The following is a 19875-nucleotide window of genomic DNA, read 5'->3' as shown; positions in this document are numbered from 1 at the left end:
ATGAGTAGGGAAATACCCAAATATTACTATCTTTCACCTTTTCTCCCTTCAAATTTTTTAACCATTTCTTTTACACTTACATTCGTGGAAGGTAAATTTTTGCTGGCAAGATGGTTGATCGAAGATTTTTTATTCCCTACTGGAAATGAACGAGATTGTTTTCTCTTCACACTGATATCCGTTTGTGTTACTGAAGCAGTTTTGTTTTCAGCAGGCAACACGTTCTTTACTTGATTTCGCTCAAATCTTTCTTTTAATGCCTTTACTTTACTACTCTCGCGAGTCACTTCTTTTTTCATAGCAACTACTAGTACTTTTGGTCCATCAGCTTTTTTTGCTGATTCTTTACCATCTTGATTTTCAGATTTTAGTGGTAGTGTAGGGTTACTCTCAGCTGATTTTTCCACTACTATTTTTTGCTCTGTGCTTACTTTTTCGCCTAAATCTTTAGGCTTTGGTGGTACTGCAGGTTTATCTTTTTTCGGTTCTTGTCTAATTTTTTGATTGATAGTAAACATTTTCTCTGGTACTGGTGGTACTCTTGGTGGTTTTGGTGGTGCAAGAGATTGAAGTTGTTGTTTCTTCCTATTTTCTCTTTTTGCTTCTATATGTTCTTTAGGAATTGTTGCATAAATCGGCTCCTCTTTAATTGATTGTAGATTACGCAAATCTTTTGTTAAAGATTTGCTCTTTTCCTCTTGATAATTTGATATTTCTTCATACTCAGGATCTTCGTTTAATGAACCTCCATAACCTGAATCTTCTCGCTCATATAAGAGATTTTTCTTTTGCTGTCTATTTTCTAAATTTACTCCATATGACCTATATTTATCTTGACTTCTTTCTATTCGCTCTAAATCTGAAATTTTTTGAATAACATCTGTATATTCGATTACTGTTCTAGCAGTTGAAGGAGGCAATTTATCTTTTATAAAATTACTTATATTCCTAATCGAAACATCTCTTCCTAATATTCTATTGAATATCCTAAGAATTAATGGCTTTTTATTTGCCTTCTTTACACAATTATTCAAGTCATCACGTATAACAAGTTTAGCTACATCTTCTGCCTTATCTGTAAAACCCTCTAAAGCATGAGATAAATCTGTTACTGTTTTACCATATTGTTTCTCTGAATTTCCTAGCTTTATAGCTTTGATCAGAGAATCGAGATTTTTTTTATAATCCTCACTTTTAAATGGATCATTCATACTAATTGTAATATTTTATTGAAATATAGATCTAAAATATTAAGATCTAGTGAATATTACTTTTTTAGTTCATATATAGCTATAGTTATACAGCGATAATGCGTAGCAGAATAACGATTTCGTCATTCTAGTATCTGCTGTTACCCCTTATCTAGGTGTGTAAAAGTGAAATCTAGTTTCGCTATATTAAAGTGTAATGAAAGTGTAATAGTTTAGACTTGATCTGACAGGCATGAATTAACTGACAGAAGAATCGACGAAGTCAAAACCGATATCAGAATCTATTTTAATGTTATCAATATTTTTTTGGTAAGCAATATGCATACTATCAAAAAAGGTCTGCATAGCAGTACTTACCGGAATGAGGTCTAGTTCTGTTGTAAGAATGCAGCCAATCTAACTGAAGCTCCTCCAAAGTACTATAAATCTTTTTCCTGAAGATAATATTGTAACATTCATCTTGCATAGTTCTATGAAACCTTTCACATATACCATTAGTCTGTGGAGAATAAGCTTTGGTTCTAGAATGATCAATATTTTCTACTCCCAAATATAACTGGTACGCATGATTCCCTGGTTTGCCACAATACTCTGTACCCCTATCAGTTAAAATGCGTAGCAATGGAACTTTCTGTTCATCAAAAAATGGTATATTGAGAAGATCTGCAGCTGTGATAGCAGTTTTCTCCGTATAAAGCTTAGCGAAAGCCACTCTAGAGTAGGTGTCAATAAAAGTTTGTTGATACAATACCTTTGATATTGCCTACATAATAGGTATCTTGACTACCTAAGTATCCAGGGTGTTGTGTCTCAATTTCGCCATTGGCTTCTTTTTGTTCCTTAGTTTTTTCTAAAGCAGCAACTTGCTCCTCTGTTAAAATTATACCGTCTTGGACCACCTTTGCTTCCAGGGCTTTCAATCTCTTTTTAAAATTTTCGAGTTTGCCATATTGACCTTATGCCGCTAGCAGATATTAGAATTCCTTTTTTCTTTAATTCATTAGCTGCTCTTTCTTGTCCATATGCTGGAAACTCTACTAACTACTGCTTCTTCTGTATCCTTTGGTACTCTATTGGCAAGTAATGGTTTGCTTTTGTTTATCTCGTATAATGCTTTTTCCCCTCCTGTTTCATACAGCTCTTTGAAGCGGTAAAATGTATCCCTTCATTACTCTACACGCCTGTGATACATTTCCTAATTGCTTTGCAAGTTCTAGCAACCCCAACTTTGGTTTTAGTATTTTTTCTTGTGTTTTACTCATATCTGACACTCCTTTAAAATTTATTTATATTTTTATCTTACTTTGTTAATCTGTCAGATCAAGTCTAAACTATTACACAATAATCCCAGCTTTAATGATCTTCTTTTCTATGGTTTATAGATGCAACAGAACTGTATTTTCTCCTAGCTTTCTAAACTAAAAATAACAACGCAGTCTAAAGTTGTATTATATAGGTGTTTTAAGTATTATATACTTTTCTCAAATATTTGTTTCTTCATGCTATTTTCTCTTGAGAGCTGTATTTTATTCACCCAATAATTACCGCTATTTTGAGAATCTTCCTTCACAATTTTTTCAGCATTTTCAGAAAATTGACATAGCTTCTTATGCTTTTCAAAATACCCCTGCTTAATAGCGTCATAAACTGAGTATCCACCAAGTAAACAATCTTCTCCTATTTCTTTCTTATTCTTTAATTGATCAAAGTTCTTTCTGTCCTTGTCACTTATCTCCACTCTTATATTGTTGCTATTTTTCTCACTAGGACTTAATTGAATATTGACTTCTCCTACTTCAGTGGTAAAAGTCATCTTGATACTGCTTTCTAAGATGTCTGTATAGTTCCTTTTTCCCTCTACACTCTTGACTGTTACTATACTTTTTCCAATCTGTAACACATAAAATTTTAATTCTGGATTACTTGTAATTTTTGCAGAGTTAACAACACTATCGTGTGAATACTCTATAAAAAAATATTTATTATCTCTGCATATTCTTAATACAGATTTGATCTGATTGCTTTTGTTTACAACACTTCCATATGCTAAAATTTTTAGCTCATCTTTAACTTTTTGGCATTGTATATAAATATGATCATCAAATTGGAAACCTTCATTATTCATAAATGCTTCAGTTGCATACTGCATTTCATCATGATAAAAGAGATCTCGTCTTACCTTTCCACCTTTTAATAATAAACTCTCAGCAATTTTTTGTATTGTATCTAAACTGCCAATTGATAATCCATCTGCATCGCTATAGCTATACCCACCCTTAGATGTTGTGGTACTGGATCTTACACGCACAATATTATCAAGAATATCTGTTATTTCTTCAAATATAAGATTTGTCACAGTCTCGCCACAGTTACTATAACATAAGTTTAGCCTTATACCTTTTCTAAGTATTTATCTGTTATACATTGAATACGATTTAAAGCACTCTCTGTTTGACTATATTTCTCTTTAACGTTTTTTACTTTCTCATAAAACTCATCCATCAGCTTTCTATCATCATTACTTTCAATTAACAACATGTCTAAATTTGCTAAAATTGAATTATGCACAGTTCTCTCATCGCCATCTGCTGAAATTTGATCATGTACAGTTTCATCATCATCATCTTCTTCATAGTCAAAAAAATCATCATTTTCGATAAGAGAGTCATTATCCGAAGATGTTAGATCCATTAAACCCCAATCACCTACATCATCATTTCCATCTGGAAGATATTCAGAAAAACCACCCTTTTTGACAAGGGAATTATCATCTGAAGATGTCAGATCCATTAAACCCCAATCACCTACATCATCATTTCCATCTGGAAGATATTCAGAAAAACCACCCTTTTTGACAAGGGAATTATCATCTGAAGATGTCAGATCCATTAAACCCCAATCACCTACATCATCATTTCCATCTGGAAGATATGAAGAGCTCCATGAATCTTCATTATTTCGCTCTTGAGAAAAAGAGCCCTGAAATTTACCTGTAAACATTACATTCTTTATTAAAACATTTTCACAACAGTGTAACTCTCTAGATGATGGACTTATTTTTGTATCAGAAACTTATTTAGGATTAAAGATACCTTTGACTTTCCACCATTACAAAAAGACATTATATGTTATGTAAAATAAAAAACCTAATGCAAGTATAATTTTACTCATTTTAGTGTTTTTTTATATTTTCTCTTCTTGAAAAGATACTGACCTTCCAGAAAAAGTGGAGAAAAAGTTGGGACGTTTTTAGTAAAAAATGTTTTTATAAAGGGGTGTAATATGACAAATGGAAGAGAGTATACAGCAGAATTCAAAGAAGAAGCTGTAAAACTTTTCAGAGAAACATTTTAAAACATGCATCTCATTTAGCATCAAGTAAAATTTACTTATTTACTTTTCCTAAAATCGCAAAAAGGTACGTATCCTTGCGAGAACGGCTTAAATAAAAGCAGCGTTGTGCAAATAAAAGTGTAAAATTTGTAACAAAGCTAAGCCGATCAGTTCATATCTAAATTTGACTAAAGTAGTCTATTATGGCTAGTTATAAGGTATAACAAAGTGATTATAAATAAAAGTTCATATGGATCACGTGGCAGACCAACGCACCCCAAAACAAAAAGTTCTCACGGTTATTATTTTTAATTAAACAAAAGCGACCATGTTATTAATTTAATGACAAAAAATATCGAAATAATGTTATTAGTTATAAAAAGATAACTTTACTTTGTTGATTTTTTCAACTATCATGTGAATAGTGTAGTATAGTGAGTCAATATGTTAGCAGGGAATAAAGAGTCCGGTAAATCACCTAATAGTAAGAGCACTCTAGAAAAGTCAGATTTTGTTACTAGAGAACCTATTTCCATTTTCAGTGGGATAAAAAATGCAAAGAATGAAGAGGAAAAAAAGAAGCTTAATCAACTTTTAGAGACACTAAGGAAGAAATTGCCTGAGGGCTTTAAGATAGGAGCTGCTATAGGTGAAGGGGATTGTTTCTTTGATTCCATAGCTCAAGGATTGAACGAGCTAAAAGATAAAGGTCTGATTGCAGGTAGTAAAGGATTTAGTGTAAAGTCTTTGCGGGAAAATTGTAAGCAATATGCACAACAAGTTAATCAATCAAAAAAAGGTTCATGGTTGGGTAGTGCTTTAAAAGGAGAAGGTGAAAAACTTTGTGAATATATTCCGCGTATTGAATTTACTGCAGAAGACATTGAAAATACAAGCTCTGATTCAGAAATAAAAATTCTAAAGTTGGAAAACGCTATATGGGGAAGACCTGAAGTTGAAGGAAAAATGATATGCGAAAAGTATGGCGTGAAAGTTAGGACTATAGAATTGAGAGATAAAGAGATAGATGGATTACATGTTACTAAAGGTAAGGTAGGTACAGGTAATAATATTATTTACATAGTGAATTACAGGAACCATTTTGTACCACTTCTTAGTAATATTGAAAAAGATATAAAGAGAAGCATAAAAGTTTCTAGAGAGGAAGCTTACGGTAATGTGGTAGGTTCAAATTCAAACAATATTTCTCAATCTTACATTTCTACACCATTACAAGATATTGAAAACTCCTCGCATAAACAAGGTAGTCATTCAAGGGGTCCAGGTAAGAAAAATCATAAAACAAGTAGAAAACGTGGGCGTTCTGTTATGGATAAAGATAATAAAGCACCAAAAAGGGCGCGCATGGATGTAAATGTTGCTAATAATGAAGATTTAGAATCTCCTAGTGATTTACAAGATGAACCTAGACAGAATGAATTAGATAATACTTGTCAAACTAAGCAATACATTCCTCATCATTTGATAGGGCTTATGTATCGATTAGACTTGTCAGTGCTTTGCTCACTTAGAAAGTCTACGTATGAACATAAATATCCTTCATTGTCATTAGCGTTTGAAGATTCTGAAATTGATATGTTTAGTAATATTGTTCTTCGTTACGAAAAGAAGTCTATTCATATACGAATTGAAAATGTAGACGAATATTATATAGATAATGATATTAGCTATGCTAAATTATTTACTAAAGAAAGACGAAGTTCTTCTATTAATAGTTACTTTGGTAGTTTTGTTAAACATCTAATCTCTAAATCAGATAGTTTATCAAATAATGTAGAATATCTTATTGTCTATACTAATTCAGGCTTGGATCTTACAGAAAAAAAGGAATTAAAAAAAGGACAGTTGAGAAATTTTTATCCTTTTAAATTTGATAGCATAAATACAGAGGAATGTGACATTTTAAAAGACTTTTTGTTTACAAATGATAATACGCAAGGGAGTGGTTTTTATCAGTTTTTGCAGGATGATGCAACAAGAGAAGAACTTTTAGGACAATTAGAATTTTCTCCTGCTATGCGAAAAGCAATAAAAGGGAGAAAACTTTCTCAAGAGTTTGAAAAAGAAACAAAAAAAGCATTTTTAGATAAATTAGTACTTGCAGTTAATCAGCCTAATAGAGAAGAACTGAACAACATCGTTAAAAACGAAATAAAAAAAAATAGTAAAGTTCAAGACGATTATATAGCATTACAAGAAAGAATATTGTGTGATTTAACAGCTCCAGAAAAGGATAAAAAACTTAAGAATTATATATCTGGAGTTATATATGAATTCAATTTATTAATACTCTTCTTGCATGAAATGTTCTTGAATAAAAACATGCTTTCCATAAGTTTTGAGGAAAAAAGCCGTGATACATCTAATAATATTACTATTAATTATAAAGATAGAGTTACTTATGTAAAAGCTCATAATGCAGATAGTAATATTGGTTATGATCAGTTATTTCCCTCCAAAAGACAGGAAAGAAAGAATACGTTTTCTATTAATAAATATTTTACTCTTTTCATTGAAAAATTAGAAAATGATAAGGATATAAAATATTTTATTATCTATACTGATGCAGATCTAGACCTTACAGAAGAAAAAAAATTAAAAAAAGGGCAATCTAAAGATTCTTATCCTTTAAAATTTGATAGTATAGATATTCGAGAAAAAAGATATAAAATTTTAAGAAATTGTTCGTGTATAAATGGGAATGGTTTTTATCAATTTGTGCAAGAAGGAACAACAAGAGAGAAACTTTTAAGTCTATTAAAGCTTCCACCTTCTTTGCAGAAAGAAGAAGAGAAAGGAAGACTCTCTGATGAGAATGAAATAGAAATAAAAGAGAAATTTTTAGATAAACTAATACTTGCAGTTAACCAACCTAATAGGGAAAATTTGAATAGTGTTATTAGAAATGAGATAGGTAAGTCTGATATTCCATATAATTACGAGAAATTACATGAAGTAGCGTTACGTTGGTCAGAATCTCATGAATTTGGCCCTATTACGAAAGGAATAATGGAAAAGCTTTTGGAAGATATAAAAAATAATAGATCTAGTTATCAGAAAATTCAAAATAAAAACATTGATGAAGAAATTAAATTTGCTAAAAGTGTGGTTGGTAAAAAAGGAACACCTGCATTTAATCAGTTCTTAAGTTTTTTAATTAAAGGAGAAGGAAAAAAATATCTGAAAGTCATGAAAAAAGAAGGAATAAGCTTAACTAATGTGTCCAGTATCTTAGGCGGAGCGAGAGGTAAAGCTCCTACAGCATTTAAAGGCTTATATCGTCTATGGTTTGATAAAGAGGGAAACAAAACTCAATATTTAAAAACCCTAGAAAAAGAGGGAATAAATCTAGCTAATATATCTAGTATTTTGAATAGAGCAAGAGGTAAAGCCCCCACAGCGTTTAAAGACTTATATGATCTGTGGTTTGATGAAGAAGGAAATAAAACTCAATATTTAAAAACTCTAGAAAGAAAAGGAGTAAATTTGGCTAGCACGTCTAGTATTTTAAGTGGAGCAAGAGCTAAAGCTTCTACGGCATTTAAAGACTTACATGATCTATGGTTTGATAAAGATGGGAATGAAACTCAATATTTAAAAACTCTAGGAGAAGAAAAAATAAATTTAACTAATATGTCCAGTATTTTAAGTGGGGCTGGGGCTAATGCTGCAACAGCATTTAAAGGCTTGTATGATCTGTGGTTTGATGAAGATGGGAATAAAACTCAATATTTAAAAACTCTAGGAGAAGAAAAAATAAATTTAACTAATATGTCCAGTATTTTAAGTGGGGCTGGGGCTAATGCTGCAACAGCATTTAAAGGCTTATATGATCTGTGGTTTGATGAAGGTGGAAATAAAACTCAATATCTAAAAACTCTAGAAGAGGAAGGAATAGATCTAACTAATATGTCCAGTATTTTGCATGGAGTAGGAGCTAATGCTACAAAAGCATTTAAAGGCTTATATGATCTGTGGTTTGATGAAGGTGGAAATAAAACTCAATATCTAAAAACTCTAGAAGAGGAAGGAATAGATCTAACTAATATGTCCAGTATTTTGCATGGAGTAGGAGCTAATGCTACAAAAGCATTTAAAGGCTTATATGATCTGTGGTTTGATGAAGATGGGAATAAAACTCAATATCTGAAAACTCTAGAAGAAGAAGGAATAAGTCTAACTAATATGTCCAATATCTTGCATGGAGTAGGAACTAATGCTGCAACAGCTTTTAAAAACTTATATAATCTATGGTTTGACGTGAAAGGAAATAAAACTCAACATCTGAAAATTCTGGAAGAAAAAGGAATAGATCTAACTAATATGTCCAGTATTTTAGGTGGATCAGGAACTAATATTGCAACAGCTTTCAAAGACTTATATGACCTTTGGCTTGATGAAGAAGGAAATAAAACTCAATGTTTAAAAACTCTAGACAAAGAAGGAGTAAGTCTAACTAATATGTCCAGTATTTTAGGCGGAGCAGGAGCTAATGCTGCAACAGCTTTTAAAAATCTATATTACCTATGGTTTGGTGAAGAAGGAAATAAAACTCAATATTTAAAAACCCTAGAAAAAGAGGGAATAAATCTAGCTAATATATCCAGTATTTTGCATGGAGTAGGGACTAATGCTGTAACAGCTTTCAAAGACTTATATGGTCTGTGGTTTGATGAAGAAGGAAATAAAACTCAATACTTAAAAACTCTAGAAGAAAAAGGGATAAACCTAACTAATATGTCTAGTATTTTGAATGGAGCAGGAGTTAATGCTGCAGCAGCTTTCAAAAGCTTGTATGATCTGTGGTTTGATGAAGAAGGAAATAAAACTCAATATTTAAAAATTTTAGAAAAAGACGGAATGAGTCTAACTAATATATCCAGTATTTTGCATGGAGCAGGAGCTAATGTTTCTAAAGCTTTTAAAGAACTATTTGATACTTTTTTTGATGAGCAAGGAAATAGAAAACAGCATTTAAAGCACTTTTTTATTGAGGAAAAAGGTGGAGAAAAAAGCTTTAAGCCAAGTAACTTATCCAGTATTTTAAGTAAAGCAGGAACTAGAGCTAGATATGCTTTTGAAAAATTGCATAATGTCTGTTTTAATGATGAAGGAAAAAGAACAAAACTTTTAGATGATTTCTATAAAGCAGGCTTTAGGCCAAGTAACTTATCCTCTGCATTATGTGGAACAGGAGCTCGTGCTTCTTCTATCTTAAAAAGATTGCATATTGTTTGCTTTAATGAGAAAAGAGAAATAACAAAACTTTTAGATGATTTCTGTAAGGTAGGTTTTAGGCCGGGTAATTTATGTAGTATGTTGAGTGGAGCAAAGAATAATCTAGAAAAGAGTCTGAAGAGGTTTCATGATTTTTGTTTTATAGGAGACACAAAAAGATACTTAAATCGTTTCTTAAGCGAGGAAGAAAGTTTTACGCTGAGTAACTTATCTAAGATATTGCATGGAGCAGGAGCTAATATTTGCCCTGCTTTAAAAAATTTTCATGATGTTTGTTTTGATGAGAAAGGAAACGAAACACAGCTTTTAGGTGACTTTCGTAAGGCAGGTTTTACGCCAAGTGATTTATCTAATATATTATCCATGTCGGGAAATAATGCCACTTTTATTTTAAGAAACTTTCATAAAGTTTGTTTTAATGAAGAAAATTATTTAAATCACTTCTTGGCCGAGAAAAAGCTTTTTACGCCGAAAGATTTATCTAGAATACTACATGGAGTAGGAATTGATGTTTGTTCTATTTTTGAAAGATTGCATGACCTTTGTTTTGATAAAGAGGGAAACAAAACAAAATATTTAAACAATCTCATCAAAAATGGTCGTTATAAGATATCTGATATATTACATGAACAAGTTAAAAAAGCTTCTCCTATTTTTTTAGATAAACAGAATATTAGTAAAGGAGACAAAGTAACTAATGCATCGAGTAATTCATCCGGTAAAACGGAGCAAGAACAAAACTTGGGTAGTTTACAACAAGGTGATTCTAAAATTAAGAGAAAAACCCGGAAGAGTACCGTAAACTGGAGCAAAAACGGGCAAGAAACTGATGACGTAATAGATGATAACCCTGAAACTTATTTAAGTGATACAACAATAGATAATCAATTAATAAGATCACCAAGTTTTTAAGCTATTTCTTTCTTGAGTTGTAAAATTTCAGCTTTAGAAAGTCCAGTAGATTGGGCTATCAAGTCAACAGATAAGCCGGCTTTAAGTAAGTTTCTAACTACAGCTATTTTAGCCTGTTTTTTGCCCTCTTCCCTACCTTCCTGCTTACCTTCAGCTCTGCCTTTTTCATGACCGATTTGGATACCTTCTAGTATAATGCACCCCATAAACTAGACCAAAAAAAAATGGTTGATCCGAGTAGGAAGGTAAAGGGGTAAAAGTATGGCAACAAAAAAATATGAACCAGAGTTAAAAGCAAAGATAGCTTTGGAAGCAATAAAAAATCAAAAAAGCACAGCTGAGATATGTAGTGAATATAAAATACCATCAACAAATCTATATGATTGGCGTGATAGAGTATTGGCAAGGTTAAAAGACCTATTTGTTGAAGAAAGTGAAAGTGCGAGAAAACAAAGAATCTTAGCGCAAGAAATAGAAAGTTTACATAAAGTAATAGGAGAATTGACAGTGGAAAATAGCTATTTGAAAAAAAAATTACTGAAATAAGCAAAAAAGATAGAGTAAGGTTTATAGAAAAAGATTCTGATCTGTCAATTAGGAAACAGGCTGATTTATTGGGGATTTGCAGATCTAGCCTATATTATAGGCCTATAATTAATAACGAAAGTGAAGTAGCAAATTTGATTCAAGAAGTATATTTGGCTTCTGATTGCCGTTATGGATATCGTAAAATTACTGCTGAAATCATAGCGAGTGGAGTAGTAGTCAATCACAAAAAAATCTTAAGAATTATGAAAAAAATGAAGATTAGTGGGCTGTATTGTAGAAAAAGATGTAATACAAGTATTAAAGAAAAAAAGCATAAAATATATCCTTATTTACTCAAAGATTTGATTATTTGTAGAGTTAATCAGGTATGGGCTACTGATATAACATATATTATGGTAGAAGGTAAGTTTATCTATTTTGTGGCAATAATGGACTTGTATAGTCGCTATATTATTGCTCATTCATTATCACCATATCTCGATGCTGGATTTTGCCTTTATACTCTCAAAGAAGCTCTAAAACAAGGTAAACCTGAGATTTTTAATAGTGATCAGGGGGTGCAGTTTACTAGCTACAACTTTATTATGGAATTAGAGCGTGCTAATATTAAAATCAGTATGGACCATAAAGGACGTTGCTTCGACAATATATTTGTTGAGCGCTTATGGAGAACTTTAAAGCAAGAAGCTATATATTATTATAGACCAAATAGTATCAGAGATTTAAATCTTATAATAAATGATTTTGTTGCTTGGTATAACTATAGAAGGCGACATCAGACTCTACATTATAAAGTTCCTGCTGATCTTTATTATCATAAACAGTAAATGAATATATTGATAAATACTTTAAATGTGTGTCGACGTATTTATCAACATATTCATTTTAAAAATCGGATCACTTTGAAAAAAATGGTCTAGACAAATGGGTGCATTATACTCCCGAGCTTAATAGACAAATGGTAGGCAAAAAGCTTGTTACACCACCTCCAACGTTTCCATTACCCTTTTTCCTTAAGTCATAACTATATGCTACTGGCATCCTTACCTTCCACTACTATCAATCCATATCTTACTCTTTTTGGACTATTATGAGAAGGGCTATAGTTCCTTCTTTCTTTATCATTTATTTTGATAGTTCCAATCCTATGTTTATCACTATAACCAACACTGCCTGGCTCTAAATTAAAAAGCATCTTCGCTCCTCTTGTTTTTACATTTTAGTATAATGCAGATAATTTGTATTATCATAATCCTGGACCATATCCCCTTGCATTTACTTTGAGTAGTTGATTTTTATTAACCCCCTCTAGAAAGCTAGATGGATTTTCTATTGTATAATCTGACTGTTTAATAGCCTTATCTAACTCTTCAAATACGCTGCTATTTCTTTTAAAATACCCATATTCTATAGCTGTTAAAACACTTTTCCCCCCTAATAGACAATTTAGCCCTAAACTTGATTTATTCTCTAATTTGTTAAATCTTACTTCATCGACAAGCCTCACCTCTATTTTATTACTATCTTTCTCATTAGGACATAGATGAATACTGATCTCTCCTACTTCAGTGGTAAAAGACATTTCAATGATATCTCCTGAGATGTCTGTATAATTTCTCCTTCCTTCTATGTTTTCAACTCTAATTATACTTTTTCCAACTTGAACTATACCAATATTTAGATTTAAATCTTTAGCTTTTTGATTATTGAATATCTTTGCAACTTCAATAGTACTATTTTGTGGGTAATCTATACAAAAATATCCATTATCTATTTCTAGTTCAAAGTCATGTTTATCAATTTGCTCACTTTTACTTATAATACTTTCAAGTGCTAACTCCTTCAGCTTTGAAAGGTTTGCTTTTCGCTGACCTAAGGTATCTTTATCTGAACAAATTACGTTTACTACATCTCCATGCTCTTCATCGCTAAATCTGTTTAAAGATGCACCTTCTGATATTATCTGAAATATTTTTTTCTTGTGTAAAAACTCATAAATTCGAGTAGTGTCAGCAGATAAATATAGCTTTGGGAATGTGTCAGCTATACGATCTATCAAGGACATATCAGATTTATATGGAAAAGTGAACATTATTCCTTGTTTCAGTGCTTCGTTTATAACTTTATCAAGTTCTTTTTCGCACTCCTCATAATCTTCTTCGCTACCAGAGTAACCTAAAATGTCCAGATAATCATGGATCTTATTTATTTTTTGCCAAATACTTTCATACTTTTCTTCTTCTCTTGTATTCGGTTTTACTTTCGCTAAAGAAAAAGAATCTTTTTGACGAATTAAAACAAAAGTATCTTTTTCTTTATGAATTATGGCTTCATCATAGAATAGTTGACTGTAACGCCTACCAAAACTTTCATCATAATCAGGGCAAGGGCTAACATTGTTGTCATCGTCACTTTCACTATCCGTTTCGTTCCATACTTCAATTGGGAAATCATTATTTTCAAGGTTTTCATCTTCACTTGTTCGACAATTTTCTGTTTTTCCATATAGCCAGGTTGATTTCTGGTCATCGCTACTTTCATCGTCAGCTTCATTCCATACTCCAATCTCGAAATCAGTATTTTCAAGGTTTTTATCTTCACTTGTTCGATAATTTTCTGCTTCTCTATCTGGTAAGGTTGATTCTTGGTCATTATTATCAATAATATGTTTAATTTTCACTTCAGGTACAAACTGAAGCTTTGCTATTTCTTCTCTTACGTTTTCTTTGTTTATTTCATCTGCAAGAGACACTTCATTACTAATATAGAAATTTTTCTGTTTTAAACTTTCGTTTTCCTTCTGCAGTCTATTGAATTCTGCAAATAGTTCTTTATACTCTGATAAATAAATACAAAATTGATCTCTTACATCATTAAGCTCCTTCTCTTTTTCTAATATCTGATTTTCATAATCACCTTTCAAATCCTCTATACTGTTTATCAGCACTGTACTTTCTTTTCTTACTCTATTTAACTCATCTTCAGTCAAAACCAGTTTTTGCTGTAATTCTTCATTTATTTTGTCTGTTAACTGAATTTCATTCTTTGCCTCTTTTAATTGATTATTTAAGTTCTTAATTATATCACTTTTGTTCTGAGTTTCTAATAATAATATTTCTACTTTCTGTTTTAGCTGTTCGATGTCTTGATCATTTTCAGTTAAATTTCTCGTCCTTCTTTGTAATTCAACTTCAAGCCTTTTAATTTTCCCTTCTAGGGTTTGCATTTCTCTGGTAAGTTCACTTACTTCTTCGTAATACTCTTCTACTCTTTTCTTATAGTGTTTTTGTAACTCTACATTTTTTTTAAGATCAAAATTTTCTTGTTGTAGATTTTCTATTTTACTTTTCAAACTATCTATTGCTTGATTTTCTTCATTGCTAATCTCAAATACCTCTTCAGGAAAATCTTCAAATTCACAAGATGAATTGCCTTCAAGGTCGTTACTACCAAATAAATTATATTGTACTACCTGCTTTAAACTAAACATACCTATACCCCCTACTAAAATAAACAAGTAATATATTGTATGCGCTATATATCATAAATACAATCAATTTGAATATAATCTATTTACTAATTCGTATTGTGAATTTTTATAGAGTAGGTTTAGGTGTAAAATATTATAATACCATTAAAGCAGGTGAATAAAGCACAGTCTTTTTGAGAGGATAAATTTAATGAAAAGACCATACTAATTAGTGTTATAAGGAATTGAATTATTGACTCTTCTGAAATTGCAAAAAAGGTCATATATTTGTGAGAACACGTTGCGTAAAAATAAGGTTATAAAAATAGAAGATTTAAATTATTTCCATAAGCTTGAGCAAATTAGTTCGTATATAAATTTGGTGAAAGTAGGCTAAAATAGCTAGTTTCGTGTTGTATTAAAATTACTATAAAGGAAAGTTCGCACGGATCTAGCGGCAGACCAACGCATCCCAAAACAAAAAGCTCTCACGCTGGCTGGTTTTGGGCGCTGGAAATGGCTGCATTGTTTAAGTTTTTAACGTTATATGCTGCTGAATTAATAGCAGTTCATTTTTGACATATAAACTCTCAGTAACCCTCATCTACCAGGAAGATCATCTGCAGAACTGTGTCCTAAGTTGTCCTTTATACGAAGAACATCCTTAACTGATATAAGAGTATTTGGCCCCTGTGCACGATCATTCCATATGGCATACGATAAAACTACTGTGTCTCCATCGGTAATACGCTTATAACCTCTACAATGCATATAATCATCTAGTTGGTTATTTGCCTCCCGCTTTTTACTCTGTAATTCACCAGTACCAGCAAACTTCAACTCTATTCCTATCGGGTGAACACCATCTCTACTATCTGGAGACCGTAATAACACCAGATCTAATCTCTCTCCTCCTCCAAGTTGAAATTCAATAATTACCCTAGCTGGATTATCACAGGCGTAAAATAACCCATGCAGTATGGAATGAAATCCAGCCTCTCTAGCGTTATCCCTATTTACTATCCACCTTAACGGAAATAGCACATTAGAAATTGCTTGAAACATTTGTGCATGACGATTTTGTACTTGCCAACCAGTATTCATCATTATACCTGCAGCGCTGTGTACATTACTGACACCACTTATCTGCGAAAGCTCACCTTGAAAATGTTGATTACCTCTATCTCGTAAGTAGTCAGCAGGTGAGTCGAACGTTTCTATAGCAACAGTCAAACCAAGATCATCCTCAGCTCTTCTCACTGGGTCTAATTCACATAATACCTCACGCACTCTAGCATTTGGCCAACGTGATAGATCTAGGCCTCGTTCTGGAAATTGGTGCGTTGCTAGTACATGACGTACATTAAGTATAATAACTCTTTCCTCTCTCCCTAATAATGCATGTAAAATCATGGTAAAGGCACGATTTCCAACATTTACCTGCGTAACCCCTCCTTGCAGATCTAGCATTTTATCGTCATCGTGGTATCTGAGCAAGTACTTATTTACATATACTTCACTTCCATCTTCCAACTCAATTCTTCTTTTTGCAAAAGTAGCATTCCCAAAGGTAAACCCAGTTGTATAGAGAAATATTCTCCTATCCCTAGCACTGACACCATCCCTATTTCTAATGCCAGGTACAGCAGGTACACCAAACGCTGGGTATAGTAAATAATCTCTAACGTTTTCCTCAATTCCTTCTTCTGCCACAGGCTCAAATAGTCTTTCCACTAAGGACAGTTCTTTCTCTAAAAAATCCTCTATACTAGTCCTAAAACGCCCAAGCTCAAAATTCAGCCCGACACAAACGGCATTCTCTGATGAAGTGTGAATAGATATAGATGAAACGGGACATCTTCTAACGTAATTTTCAGCCTGTACTAATGCTCGATCAACTTGTCTGTCTCTTGCTTGTCCTGCTTTGAGTTCAATAATAATGGGAACAGAATCTCTCAACCGCTGTACACCACGCACAAGAAAAGTAATATCTGTATATCCACCTCCCACAAACAACTCAAGGTAAATGCCAGCTATATGGCGATACCTAAAATTCATTAAAAACCCTGACAGAAAACCATGATAATCTGACTCCTTACCATTAAAATCTAGCACATGATCATATCTATTGTAGATGCCAATTATATACTGCAAAATTCTCCTGGTGTCATCCCTTATACTACCTGCATCATTACTTGCTAGCCCTTCTATAAGGTCTGATAAGTAGTCTTGCTGTCTAGTTCTAACAATCTCCCGAAAGCCATCATTGAAAGGCCTAGTATGAGCAAAGGCTTCTCTTTCATTAAACTGTACACATCTTATTGCCTCTTCTTCTTCATCTTCACCTTGATTATCTGCCCATGCAGATACTTTGTACTCTTCACAAAAAACGCGTTCTGGATATAGTGTATTCTCTACCCATTCCCTCTCTTCCGTGCTAAACCTTGAATGTGGACTATTTATTCTGTCAGAAATGGTATAACATCTTACAATTCTCCTCCTCCTAGCAATATCATTAGTCAAAACAGCAACCTTTAGGTTTCCTTTTCTATTCTGCTCTCCATAATTTTCAAAACGGAAAAAAATTCTTCCATCATCTGCAACATCAGAATCAAATGCAGTAGCAAACATCCCAAAAAAGAATGCAGGAAAAAAGCGATCTTTGCCAACAGAATGCAAAAAAGACGGACACTGATCTAAAAAAGATTCAAATCTTTCAACAAACCCACGGCTATTTCCATTCAATAAACTTCTTATTAGTCCAATATTCTCACCATTGTTGTGCATGAAGAACTCCTACTTACTAAGACCAGAAAAACCACTGATTCCAGCACCCTTTAGCATGGACTGTGGATTACCAGAGCAATCGAGATTACTACTTCCTGGAAGCAAAGATATTTTTTCCAGCTCAGAAAACAACTCTTCTACTGATTCAATATAATCTACACCATCTTTCATGCCAACCCTATCAACCATTTTTAGATTATCAGCCACATCCTTTTTGAAATTCCTAAAATCTTGAGCTGAACAAATTTTTTGAGTGAATTGCAATATCTCTAATATTTGGCTTTTTTTTACAATTGACCTATTCTTATCATCGTCGTTATCGTTTCTCCAATCTATAACTAGATTTGCTAGTACATGTGTTACTGAATTTATGCCCTTAGAAAAATCAACTGCAATTTTTTTATGCTCATCGAAGAGATTACGTTGCCAGAGATCCATCATAACTGCTTTAACTTGAATGCTTGACCCAGGATTTTCAAGTATCATATCTGAAAGCATAGAAAGAAGGCGCGAATAATCCTTATGCGAAAGTATTTTGTCTGCAGGTAATGAAACTTCCTCATAGCACCAGCGTTTCACTATATCTTGAACTGCATCAAGAAAACCCCAACGTATTAACCTATTAAGAAGTGAATATACCCCTTGATCTTTCTCTGATAACTTAAGCAACAGATCGCGTTTTGTTGGATCATCCATTTTATACAGACAAAAATCCAAAACAATAGCACGATCGTAGTTACATTGAATAGTAGACAAAGCAATAACTGCATTAGTGACTTCCTCTTTTCTCTCTTGCTCACTTAAACGATTATAGAAATATTCCGCTCCCTCATTCCATTTAAGATCTACAGCTTCTCGGAAACCATCTACATTGCTGTATTCTTTTAATTTTAATTCTTCAGACTCTCTATCAATCCAAAAACTGGATACAGGATCATAACTTTTCATAGAGTCTAACAGATCACTTCTTATATACTTGTTATTGCCAGCTGCGGGTCTATCATCATTATCTACTGCATCAGGAGAAAACCTGCTCTTGTGAAGATCGAACTTTTCCTGAAAGAGATCCTTAATTTTTTCTTTCACACAATACCTGCATGCCATTTTATATCTAGAAAGAGGATTCTCTATTCCACCCATTTTTTCTTCAACTAGTTTCTGACCTAACATTGCATTGTTCAACTTTGTACCTGACCAACAACTTTCATCTTGGAATACATTGTATAAAAATTGTAACCCGTTATCTTTGAGATACTCTATTTGCCTCATATAGGTTTTCACCCATCTTTCAATAGCTAAACGCCTTCCAGCAGCAATATTACAATCCGAATGTTCAACAACATTTTGTAACTTATTAAGTACCGCAGCATGACGATCTGTCTTCCTTGGCATTTTACCCTCCTATTGAATGTTTTATGTACAAGGAGTATTATACAAACACCAAAATGGACTGCAACATAAAAATTACTAGAACAGAGGATTTAGTAAAAAAACGTTATGGCTAAAACTTCTTTTCTTGAATTTTCTCAATATAATCAACAGAAAGGCCTGTTATTTCAGCAATAACACCTATAGAGACACCCACCTTAAGTGAATTCTTTGCCACCTCAATTTTCTCTTCTTCTCTGCCTTTTTCATGACCGATGAGGATGGCTTTTTTATTTATGAGCTGTGGGTAAGATTTCATATTATCCAACATGGTGCTCCTCTGCCTTTTTCCCACTTAGCAAATCTCATCTTTTCCTTTAGGTAATACTCTCTATAGGCTTATATAGGGCTACTGCATTTATATCGATCCGGCAGGGCTTGTATAAAAGTTTGTGTATCATTTGATTGGAAAATGAGCAAATCCTTATTACTACTACACCAATCTATTACTTCTTCCGATTTATGCTTTTTTTTGTATCGCCAAGCATACTCTTTACATAACTCTTTTCCGTACTCTATCAACCAATAAAAGTTCCCCTTCGACTGCCTAGCCCACAAAGAACAAGGATGATTTTTGTGAGTAAGTTTATATGGAACTGTTATATCTTGGTTTGCAATATTGACGAAAGGATTTAGCACTTTTAATGCTATTGAAAAAACATTACTCAATAGTTGAGCAGTCTCTAATGGCATTTTTACTATATGCTTATCACATAACATTTGTGCTGCAATTGCTGGGTTTTCATCTAATATAAAGATATTCATCTAAAAGCTTAAGTTTTTGACTTCATCAGATGTAAGACCAGTAGTTTGAGTTATAATATCAACAGAAACCCCTGCTTTAAGTAGGTTTTTTGCAACTTCAAACTCTCTTTCTTTTCTGCCTTTTTCATGGCCGATTTGGATGCCTTCTAGTCTACCTTTTTG

The 19875-nt window shown here is 32.7% G+C and carries 9 protein-coding genes and 5 pseudogenes; 2 read left to right on the top strand and 12 right to left on the bottom strand.

The features are described 5' to 3' along the window. Nucleotides 1-26: 26 nt before the first annotated feature. From OOK99_RS01110 to OOK99_RS01095, 4 genes and pseudogenes are all read right to left on the bottom strand, one after another. Entirely contained in the window at nucleotides 27-1211 is a 1185-nt protein-coding gene (locus OOK99_RS01110) for a hypothetical protein (RefSeq protein WP_264719922.1), read from the bottom strand. Nucleotides 1212-1448: 237 nt separating this feature from the next. After that, a pseudogene (locus OOK99_RS01105) lies at nucleotides 1449-2473 on the bottom strand (IS481 family transposase). Between the two features lie 206 nt (nucleotides 2474-2679). Beyond that, nucleotides 2680-3567 (bottom strand): hypothetical protein, encoded by an 888-nt coding sequence (locus OOK99_RS01100; protein ID WP_264719921.1) that lies wholly within the window; start codon nucleotides 3565-3567, stop codon nucleotides 2680-2682. A gap of 35 nt (nucleotides 3568-3602) precedes the next feature. Continuing rightward, a complete protein-coding gene (locus OOK99_RS01095) occupies nucleotides 3603-4211 on the bottom strand; it encodes a hypothetical protein (protein WP_264719920.1) in 609 nt (202 codons plus the stop codon). A gap of 777 nt (nucleotides 4212-4988) precedes the next feature. Here OOK99_RS01095 and OOK99_RS01090 point away from each other — a divergent pair. Further along, nucleotides 4989-10715 (top strand): OTU domain-containing protein, encoded by a 5727-nt coding sequence (locus OOK99_RS01090; protein WP_264719919.1) that lies wholly within the window; start codon nucleotides 4989-4991, stop codon nucleotides 10713-10715. Here OOK99_RS01090 and OOK99_RS01085 read toward each other — a convergent pair. Continuing rightward, nucleotides 10712-10903 (bottom strand): annotated as a pseudogene (locus OOK99_RS01085) (Rpn family recombination-promoting nuclease/putative transposase); the annotation flags it as partial. The gene OOK99_RS01090 and the pseudogene OOK99_RS01085 overlap by 4 nt on opposite strands. Before the next feature lie 73 nt (nucleotides 10904-10976). On the opposite strand from OOK99_RS01085, the gene OOK99_RS01080 reads away from it, so the two are divergent. Continuing rightward, a protein-coding gene (locus OOK99_RS01080) for an IS3-like element ISWpi17 family transposase (protein ID WP_214303219.1) occupies nucleotides 10977-12091 on the top strand; the annotation gives its coding sequence in 2 pieces (ribosomal slippage) (nucleotides 10977-11250 and nucleotides 11250-12091; 1116 coding nt in all). A gap of 197 nt (nucleotides 12092-12288) precedes the next feature. Here OOK99_RS01080 and OOK99_RS01075 read toward each other — a convergent pair. From OOK99_RS01075 to OOK99_RS01045, 7 genes and pseudogenes are all read right to left on the bottom strand, one after another. Then, the gene (locus OOK99_RS01075; protein WP_264719918.1) at nucleotides 12289-12459 is read right to left on the bottom strand and encodes a hypothetical protein; all 171 of its coding nucleotides are present in this window, start codon (nucleotides 12457-12459) and stop codon (nucleotides 12289-12291) included. A 51-nt stretch (nucleotides 12460-12510) separates the two neighbouring features. Next, nucleotides 12511-14754 (bottom strand): coiled-coil domain-containing protein, encoded by a 2244-nt coding sequence (locus OOK99_RS01070; protein ID WP_064085298.1) that lies wholly within the window; start codon nucleotides 14752-14754, stop codon nucleotides 12511-12513. A 579-nt stretch (nucleotides 14755-15333) separates the two neighbouring features. Next, on the bottom strand, nucleotides 15334-17520 hold the full coding sequence (locus OOK99_RS01065; protein WP_264719917.1) for a hypothetical protein: 2187 nt from the start codon (nucleotides 17518-17520) through the stop codon (nucleotides 15334-15336). A 9-nt stretch (nucleotides 17521-17529) separates the two neighbouring features. Next, entirely contained in the window at nucleotides 17530-18912 is a 1383-nt protein-coding gene (locus OOK99_RS01060; protein WP_264687007.1) for a hypothetical protein, read from the bottom strand. A gap of 109 nt (nucleotides 18913-19021) precedes the next feature. After that, nucleotides 19022-19180, bottom strand: a pseudogene (locus OOK99_RS01055) (Rpn family recombination-promoting nuclease/putative transposase); the annotation flags it as partial. Between the two features lie 23 nt (nucleotides 19181-19203). After that, nucleotides 19204-19713, bottom strand: a pseudogene (locus OOK99_RS01050) (pyrimidine dimer DNA glycosylase/endonuclease V). Then, nucleotides 19714-19875: pseudogene (locus tag OOK99_RS01045) on the bottom strand (Rpn family recombination-promoting nuclease/putative transposase); the annotation flags it as partial.

Origin of the sequence: Wolbachia endosymbiont (group B) of Eucosma cana (genome assembly GCF_947250645.1) — a bacterium.
Classification (GTDB): Bacteria; Pseudomonadota; Alphaproteobacteria; order Rickettsiales; family Anaplasmataceae; genus Wolbachia.
This window is presented reverse-complemented; position numbering and strand designations above follow the sequence as displayed.